Genomic DNA, 8,694 nt, shown 5'->3' with positions numbered 1-8,694 from the left:
CCCCTCCCCTGTCCCCACCCCCATGGCGATATTCGATAGAAATCCGTGTATGGTTTGTACAAACGAGGAAACGATGCCGTAGTAAAGACCGCTCCTGCTGAAGTTCAAGCAGCATGTGTGTGAATCTGCACCCTATTTGAGATCCAAACCTGAAAGTTGCAGTTGAGAGAAACTTCCAGATTCCAGCCCCGTCAGGCACAAACCACACCCACCGAGGATCGTCCCGCTGCATGAAAACCTCCCGGTCCACCTACTCCGCCTTCCGGAAGAACCCCTCGATCTCGGCCCGGGGGAGGTCCCGGCCCCTGACCCGCATCCGCCAGCGGTGCGTCCGGATCGAGACCGGGACGAGCGGTGCAAAGAGTTCCCGCACCTCATCCTCGGTGAAGTAGTGGGTGAGGATGCCATCGCCCCTCCGGAACGTCTGCGGCTCCGTCTCCGTTCCCTTCCCGGCGCGCATATCCTCAACGGAAAAGCCCCGGAAGAAAGCCGTCCCACCGGTCCCGAGCACCCGGCAGACCTCGGCTGCTACGGCTCGACGGCCCGGCCCGGGCAGGTGACCGGCGATGTGGACCAGGAAGACCGCATCAAACGTTTCTGCGCAAAACGGCAGGCACCGGGCATCGGCGACGGCGAAAGAGGCCGATGCCGCATCAGGGTGCCGCCGGGCGAGGGCGACGGCACGGGGAGAAAGATCGATCGCGGCCACGCGCGCGGATCTTCGGATAAGCGCCCCGAGAGTCTTGCCGTTTCCGCAGCCGACCTCAAGGACGGCGGCACCGGCCGGAAGGTCCGGGAGCGGCGCCGGCGCTCCTCCCCAGAGGTTTCCCCGCCTCCGGTAGTCTTCGTCCCAGGGAGACGATTGAACGGTCACAGGTCCAGAGGTCGGTGCCGTCGAAAGATAATCTTTCGTGCCGCTCGCGCGGCGTCCATCCGGGACCCGTTCGGTGCACCAGGCTTCAGGGAAGGTTTTTGCGTTACGAAAAGAAGATTATACCCTCGTGGACTCCTCAGATGCCGTTGCAATGATACTGGCCCTCGTGGTCTTTACGGGCGTCCTCTTTGCCCCCTCCCCGGTGCCTCCCGACGCCGCCGACCCGGTCTCGGCCGGTTCCGGGCAGCCATCCGATGTCCGGGACCTCTCCGCCGTCCTCGCCGGGATTGAGGAGCGGGTTTCCAGCAGCCACCCCCTGAACCTCACTCCCGGGTCCGTGCCGGGGACAGCGGATGAACCGGCGGTCCCGGACGAGAACAAGACCGAAAACGAGACCGAAAACACCCCGGCACCTGTCCCTGAGTACGACGACGACGAACTCGCCCGACTGGTGGAAGAGAACAGCATATCGCTCATGCTCCTCTCGGTGCAGAACGTCTACGCCCTCCAGGCCTGGGATGAGAAACCGGCAAAGGAGAGTGCCGCGGCGCTCCGGACGTTCGCGGCGGACCTTCTCAAGGAGTCTTCGGCGCTTCGTATTTCCGACGACCGGAGCGGCCTGAACGACTCGTTCGCCCTTGCCCTCGGCTCGTACGTAGCGGCCGGAGAGGCTCTGCAGGGAGATGCTCCCCTCAACAGGACAATGGTGGATACCGCCCTCGAAGCAAACCGGCAGGGGTCGAACCGTCTCCGGGAGGCATTCGGATGCCTGCAGTACCCCGTGCTGGAGGCGCCGGGGGAGATTGCGGCGGTCAACCTCTCCCTGCCCCGGCCGGCCGCTCCCGGCAAAGAACTGGCGCTCCTGCAACGGTATATCTACGAAGACCGGTCTCGCGCAAACGACATCTCCCTGATGCTGGAATCGACGGTGGGCACCGGTATGTACCACCTTCTCGACGGGAGCGGAGAAGCGGTCGTGGCGGAGCCCGGAAGGATGTTCCTGCTCGTCGAGGTGAAAGCCACGAACCTGGGCCATAGAGGAGAGAACAGGGTATACACCGTGCGGACGCCGGACCTCCAGGCTTTCACCCTCCATTACCGCAACACGACCTACGCCCCGGTAAAACTCTCAGACAGGACGTCTCTCGGTGAACCCTACGCCGCGGCAACGCTGAACCGGTACGAGAAAAAGGCAGGATATATCGTCTTCGACGTGCCGGCGGCGCTCCCGCTCGACGAATGCTCTGTCCGCGTGGACCTCGGCGGCGACGCGTCGCCCGTCTGGGCGCTTGGAAGGACGCTGGGATCGGCTCCCTGAACCGGCTCCCCCGACGCGGAGGCGCCGTAATCGCAATCCATATCTTTTCCGGGCACGATATCCTCCTTGTGACGCTGAGATACCCCCGTATGACGGCACTGATCATAGCCGGCTGTATCGGGACGATGATGGCCGCCCTGATTCTCTTCCCGGCGGTATGCGCGGCGGTCCCTCCTTCTTCATCGACGGAGGAAAGCGGCGCTCCCGAGAACGGCTCCGGTTTCGAAGCGGGGTCGGAGAACGTTGCGGACCTCCTCGCCGAACCGGTGAGCGACGACGAGAGGCTGGAGTCGCTTATAGCCAGGGCCGGTATCCCGCTCCTGGGACTCTCGGTGGAGCAGATACATGCCATACATGTACGAGACGACGCGGCGCTCCGGGACCGGGCGGGCGAACTCTCTTCTCTCGTGGAGAACCTCTCCACCGCGGCCGCCGATCTCGAGATCTCCCCCGAAAACGAGCCTGTGCGCTCACAATTTATCGCTGCGCTCGACGAGTTCGCCGCAGCAGGCACCCTGCTTTGCGGGGGCATCCCCGTGAACCGGAGCGTGACTGGCGATGCGCTGAACCGCCTGGCTATCGGGACCGAACGCCTCTCCGACGCCCTGCAGGACTGCAGCCGTTCCCCTGAAGACAACCCGGCCGCTGGCCCGATGAGCCTCGATGAGGAGCCCGTTCCCGCGTTTCCCGACGCTCTCCAGCCCGGTGAACGGTTCTGCTACGACGATGCCCGCCGGGAGAACTCCGCCTCGTTGATCGCCGGCCCGATAACCTGGTCGCACGCGTTCCAGACCTCCGGTACGAAACCGGTGCAGTACGCTGCGGAGCCGGGAAAGGTCTACCTCATGGTCGCTGTCAAGGCGACGCACCTCGGTCATCGGGGAGACGGCACCAACACCCGCTTCCAGACGCCGCCGGAGAGCGCTTTTACCCTTCACTACGCCGCCGAGACCTATCGTCCGCTTGCATCGCCCGGCCCGACCAACCAGGGGGGGTCATACTCCAGGGTCGCTCTCGATCGGGGCGAGACCGTGACGGGATACCTCTTCTTCGAGGTCCCGGAGGACCTGGACCCGGCCCGCGCCTACCTCCAGGCGAAGATCGGTAAAGACAGCCCGGTCTGGCGCCTCGGCGGGACGCCATGACCCCTCACGGCAGGCTTCTCACCCCTGCCGTGAGAGGGCCTCCCGCCGCACGAACCGGAGCGATGCCGAATTCATGCAGTAGCGCATAGAGGTCGGGGGCGGCCCGTCGTCAAAGACATGCCCGAGGTGGGCGTCGCATCGGCTGCAGAGCACCCCGGTCCGGACCATGGAGAACCGGGTGTCGGGCTCTGTCTTTATGTTCAGGTCCGATACTGGTTTCCAGAAACTCGGCCAGCCTGTGCCCGATTCGAACTTTGTCGTTGAGGAGAAGAGGTGGTTGCCGCAGCAGACGCAGACGTACAGCCCGTCCTCTGTAGAGTTCCAGTACTCCCCGGTGAACGCCGGCTCCGTGCCCTCCTTCCGGGCGACAGAGAACTGCTCCGGCGTCAGCTGGCGCCGCCACTCCTCGTCCGATTTGACGACTCTCTCGACCTCTTCCACCTTGCCGGTCACGGCGTTGCAGACCTTCACCGTCCCGAGGGTTTTTGCGGCGTTCTCGCTCATCAGCACTCCTCCAGGTTCCAGCCGGCCACTTATTCTTAATGCCTATAAATCGTTTCCCCAGTCCCTGTCCGGGTGGGCGGGTCGGGGGTCCCGGATACATTTCCATATCCGTTATATAGCCTCCGGGACGATGAATCAGCATGCAGGATACGTCCGTTGCGAAAAAGATCCTCGTGAGCCTTCTGCTCTTCGCCTCTCTTGCCGGCACTGCTGCCGTGGCAGGTTGTACGGAGGCACCCCCGGGACCCGAAGCGCCCACCCCGACGCCGGAGGGAACACCGACCGCTCATGCCACCTACTCGCCTGCCGGGCCAGAGCCGTCGTTCTCAGCCGCCATCACCGCGCTGGAGAAGCATTTCCGTACCGACACGTCCTGTTACTGGGTTGCGACGGGAACGGTGACCAACACCGGCGATGCTCCCGGAAGAAACGTCGTCATCCGGTTCATGCTCATTGACGACGAAAACGGCATGATCCGGTCGACGGAGACCCGCTTCGCCCCCCGGTTCCAGGCGGGCGAGAAGAAGATCTTCACCGTTGAGCCGCTCCCCGGCGACTGCGACCGGCAGTACCACGCCGAGATCACTGTCGCACATGACATCCCGTAATACACATGATAGGATCGAAACAACCCCATCAAACATTCGGAATGAGGAGAAAAGATGAAAATAGTTGCTATCAACGGAAGTCCCCGCGGCTTGCGGAGCCAGACGCTCCGGCTGGTCCGGGCGGTCGCCGACGGAGCCGCGAGCGCCGGAGCCGATGTTGAGATCGTTGATGTCTGCAAACTCCAGATCGAGTACTGCAACGGGTGCCTGGTCTGCTGCGAACGAGGGGAATGCATCAAGGACGACGATTTTTCCGGGCTCTACCAGACGATGCTCGAAAGCGACGGCATCGTTCTCGGCTCGCCCAACTACATCAACTCCGTCACCGCCCAGACAAAGACCCTCTTCGACCGGATGGCCGATGCCATCCACTGCCAGATGTTCATCGGGAAGTACGGGTGCTCCGTCGCCACGGCAGGCGGGTCCGGAGCGGATGAGGTCGTGTCGTACCTCAACGGCGTTCTCCAGACCCTGGGCGCGAACACTGTGGGAGGTGTCGGTGTGGTCCTCGGGGGAGACCCGGAGACGATCGTGCCTGCGGAAGGGAGGGCCTACGAACTCGGCAGGAGACTTGCCGAAGCCATTGCGAATAAGGAGACCTACCCGGAGCAGGAGAGACTCCACGCCATGATGCTCGAGCGTATGCGAGCCCTGATCACGGCGAACAAGGATCGCTGGCACCATGAGTACGACTACTGGAAGGCAGCCGGGCGGATGTCCTAGGGACTCTTCTTACGGTCCTTTCGCGCGAATTGCATCGAGGACCCGCTGCAACCCCGCGCGCGCCTCCGGCTGCGCCTCGCGGACCGCGAGGAGGAGTGCGGGGGCCGCTGCATCGCCGATATCAATCAGGCCCCGTTCTGCCCACATCCTGACCACGGGGGTATCGTCCCGGAGCGCCAGAATGAGGGGGGCGACGGCGCCTTCCCCCCCGATCCGGGCAATAACCCTGACGGCGCCTGCCCGCACCTCTATCGACGGGTCGGAGAGCGCCCCGGCAAGTACCGGCAGCGCATCGGGGCCGACCCGTTCCACCTCGGCCCACCGGTCCAGGGCCATGAGGTAAAGCGCCTTTTCTTCGCCGGTCTCCGGCTTCCAGCCGCCTGCGTCCAGTGCTTCGGCAACCCCGGCACGAAACTTTCCGTCCCCGGACCGGAGCGCCCTGACCAGGCGGCCCTGCACCCCACCGCCGGGGTCCTTCAGGGCCTCGAGAGCGGCATACCGGACCCGGTCGTCCACGTCGCTGAGCGCCTGGACAAGCGGCTCAATGGCATGGTTGTCCCCGATGTAACCGAGCGACCGGGCAGCGGCAACCTTGACAAACTCGTCCCTGTCCCGCAGTGCCAGGGCCAGCGGCTCTATCGCCTGCCTGCTTCCCAGATAGCCCAGCGCCTCCGCCACGGCCGCCCGGACGGCAGGGTCGGGTTCCCGTTGCAGGGAGGCGATCAGGACTTCGGTGGCCTGTTTATCTCCGATATTACCGAGATTCTGGGCAGCAACGAGCCTGACGAACCGGTCCGTGTCGTTTAAGGCATTCATGAGCGGCTCGCCCGCCGCCTCCCGCATCTCGCCGAGGACCCCGGCGGCTGCGGCCCGTAACTCCGGGTCCTCGTCCTTGAGCGCCAGGATGAGCCCCTCGGCGGCAGGGCGCCCCATCCCGATAAGCCGGGTGGCGGCAGAGACCTGCACTTCCTGAGACTTGCTCTTGAGCGCAATAATGAGCGGTTTAACCTCCTGCCAGGACGGGTCGCCGGGGATGTCCGGCCGGACGTCCGCCGCGCGCCGCCGCCTCAGAAGCACAGCGGCGGCTTTACTCCGGACCTCATTATCCTCATCGCCCAGGGCGTACTGTAACGCCTCTTTTGCCTGAACGGAGTCGATCCCTGCCAGCGCATCGACCGCCGCAAGGCGTCTCTCCCGTCCTCCCTCCCTCAACACCAGTGAGAGCGGTTCGACGGCAGGGCGCCCGAACCCCCCGAGGGTCCGGGCCGCAACCACGCCGACCTCACGGGCAGGATCATCCAGGTGTCCGATAAGGAGCGGTATCGCCCGGGGGTCTCCGACGGTCCCGAGGGCTCTCGCCGCCGTCAGCCGGACCGTCGGCAACGGATCGGAGAGAGCCGCCGCGAGCGGCTCAAGTGCATCCCGGCCGAACGCCGCAACAGCTGCAGCAGCAGCGGCCCGGACCAGGGGGTATCCGTCGCTAAACAGACGAATCAGCGGGCCGACTGCACGTAAATCCCCGATCCCTCCGAGTGCGCCGGCAGCGGCAATGCGGACGTCCCGCTCGGGGTCACCGGTGAGTCGGACCAGCGGATCGACGCCGTCTTCATCGCCGAGCTCGCCAAGCCCTTCCGCGGCGGCGATCCGAACGCCGGGATGCGGGTCGGCGAGTGCCAGGATCAGAAACGCAACCGCCGGCTTCCCGAAACTGCGCAACGCCGCAACAGCCGTCGCCCGGATCTCCTCATCATCGCTCTGTAGGGCGTTGAGGTACCGCTCGAGCGCCGCTCTCTCCGGAACCGGGTCGAGGGCGTCCTTCGATGGTGCGGCGGGAAGAACCGGGTCGGGCATAACCGCCGCGTCCGATGCTTCGGGGGCAGGAGCATCATTCCCGGCATCCTCCTCTTCTTCGGCCGCCTGCTCCTCATCGCCGGCCGGAACGATCTCATCGAGAGAAACCCGTTTTCGCTGGCGAATCCTGGCCTTCACTCCGGTCCACGTCTCCTCGGCCCTCCGGCTCTCCTCCAGGAGTGTATCAAGGTCGACGGCATCGACGGGCTGCCGGGCGGCGGGTTCCGGTCCGGCGGCCTTCTCATCGGCAACGGGTTGCACCGCTTCTTCCTGTACCGGCGGTCTGGGTCTATTGCGGGGCGGCCGGTTGTGCGCCCGGGCCATCGGACCCAACTGCTCCTCAATCCGTTTCCGGGCGGCAAGCGCCTCTTCCAGTTCCCTGTCGTATTCAGACGGGTCTTCCGGGATCGGCCGCATCCGGGAATTTTCCTCCTGGCGCAACCGGATGTACTCCAGCGCACTCCGGGCTTCTTCACGAAGTCGAGGGCTTTTCGCCCGCATTGCCGCGTTCAGGGCGTCGAATGCCGGCTGTCCCAGGTGTCGCAACGCTTCGCTCGCACCGGTGCGGACACCCGAATACTCGACCTCCAGAGCCTGGATGAGCGGCGGGATAGCCGGTCTCCCCATCCGGACAAGTTCGTTCCATTGCTCTCTTGCAATCAGGTAATCCGCCCTCTCGATGTCGCTTTGCGGAATCCAGTCCAGCCGGTCGAGCGCCCAGGCCGCCTCCATCCTCACCTGATGATGGGGATCGTGGAGGGCTTCAACCAGCGGGGGTTTCGCCCGGTCGTCGCCTATCTCCCCGAGCGCCTCAACGGCGCGTATGCGGACGTCCATCTCCGGGTCCTCCACCGCCGCAATCAGTCCCGGAATAGCCCGGGGATCACGGATCTTCCCGAGCGTCCGTGCGGACTCGCACCGTATTCGGGTCTCCTTGCTGCCGAGGGCCTTGAGGAGGGTCGGGACGGCCGCTCCCTGAAGTTTTGCAAGCTCCGCCCAATCTTCCAGGAGGAAGTAGAACTGCACCTTTTCAAGTGGATTGTCGGGCGTCCACCGCAGTGCGGCGAGCGCACCTGCCGCCTCCTTCCGGACCGAACGGTCTTTGTCACGGAGCGCCGCCGCGAGGTGCGGGATTGCCTTCCTGCCCATCCCGCGAAGGACGAACACCGCGGCGCACCGCATGGCCGGCTGCTCATGGTGCAGTGCGGGCAGGAGGACCTCAAACATTGAGTCGCACGGCGTTCCTGCGATTGCACGGCCGATGGATACCCGCAGGGCGGGGCTTGCCCGGGTAATCAGGGCGAGGAGCAGCGGGGCGGAAGAAGCGCCGGTCGATGCGAGGGCCTCTGCCATCCGCGCCCGTGATGCAGGACCGGCATTCTCCAGCGCGTCAAGGAGATCGGGGACGGCGGAGGCGCCGGACTTACAGAGAGCCTGCGCCGCAGCGGCACGGTAATCGGGATCTTCGCTATCCAGTGCCCCGATCAGGTCGGGACAATCCTTCTCCGACCGTAACCGCTCGATATGCGTCAGAAATTTATCAAATAAAGCCATGTCCCATTACCCATAGCCTGCGTACCGTAGCCCTCTGTTCAGCCACAACGCGGCAAATTCAAATATATTTTCTATTTGCGGCCAATAAACCTTCCATTCCGTCCCCGAGATACCCCA

At 64.6% G+C, this 8,694-nt stretch carries 7 protein-coding genes; 4 read left to right on the top strand and 3 right to left on the bottom strand.

Features of this window, described 5'->3' with window-relative positions; all coding sequences use genetic code 11:
- Positions 1–250: 250 nt before the first annotated feature.
- Positions 251–874: a class I SAM-dependent methyltransferase gene (locus tag BRA42_RS13270; RefSeq protein ID WP_342685933.1), complete on the bottom strand. Its 624-nt coding sequence runs from the start codon at positions 872–874 to the stop codon at positions 251–253.
- Between the two features lie 127 nt (positions 875–1,001).
- On the opposite strand from BRA42_RS13270, the gene BRA42_RS13265 reads away from it, so the two are divergent.
- Complete coding sequence (locus BRA42_RS13265; RefSeq protein WP_292409169.1) at positions 1,002–2,192, top strand: hypothetical protein; 1,191 nt, start codon at positions 1,002–1,004, stop codon at positions 2,190–2,192.
- An 89-nt stretch (positions 2,193–2,281) separates the two neighbouring features.
- Complete coding sequence (locus tag BRA42_RS13260) at positions 2,282–3,337, top strand: hypothetical protein (RefSeq protein WP_292409171.1); 1,056 nt, start codon at positions 2,282–2,284, stop codon at positions 3,335–3,337.
- An 18-nt stretch (positions 3,338–3,355) separates the two neighbouring features.
- Here BRA42_RS13260 and msrB read toward each other — a convergent pair whose 3' ends face one another.
- Positions 3,356–3,841, bottom strand: coding sequence for a peptide-methionine (R)-S-oxide reductase MsrB (msrB, locus tag BRA42_RS13255; protein ID WP_292409173.1), 486 nt, complete (start codon positions 3,839–3,841; stop codon positions 3,356–3,358).
- A 140-nt stretch (positions 3,842–3,981) separates the two neighbouring features.
- On the opposite strand from msrB, the gene BRA42_RS13250 reads away from it, so the two are divergent.
- Positions 3,982–4,449, top strand: coding sequence for an FxLYD domain-containing protein (locus BRA42_RS13250; RefSeq protein ID WP_342770720.1), 468 nt, complete (start codon positions 3,982–3,984; stop codon positions 4,447–4,449).
- A gap of 54 nt (positions 4,450–4,503) precedes the next feature.
- On the top strand, positions 4,504–5,172 hold the full coding sequence (locus BRA42_RS13245; protein WP_292409177.1) for a flavodoxin family protein: 669 nt from the start codon (positions 4,504–4,506) through the stop codon (positions 5,170–5,172).
- 9 nt (positions 5,173–5,181) lie between these two features.
- On the opposite strand, the gene BRA42_RS13240 is transcribed toward BRA42_RS13245, so the two are convergent.
- Complete coding sequence (locus tag BRA42_RS13240; RefSeq protein ID WP_342770719.1) at positions 5,182–8,577, bottom strand: HEAT repeat domain-containing protein; 3,396 nt, start codon at positions 8,575–8,577, stop codon at positions 5,182–5,184.
- Positions 8,578–8,694 lie beyond the last annotated feature (117 nt).

This window comes from Methanoculleus sp. UBA374, assembly GCA_002508705.1.
GTDB classification, from domain to species: Archaea; Halobacteriota; Methanomicrobia; order Methanomicrobiales; family Methanoculleaceae; genus Methanoculleus; species Methanoculleus palmolei.
This window is presented reverse-complemented; position numbering and strand designations above follow the sequence as displayed.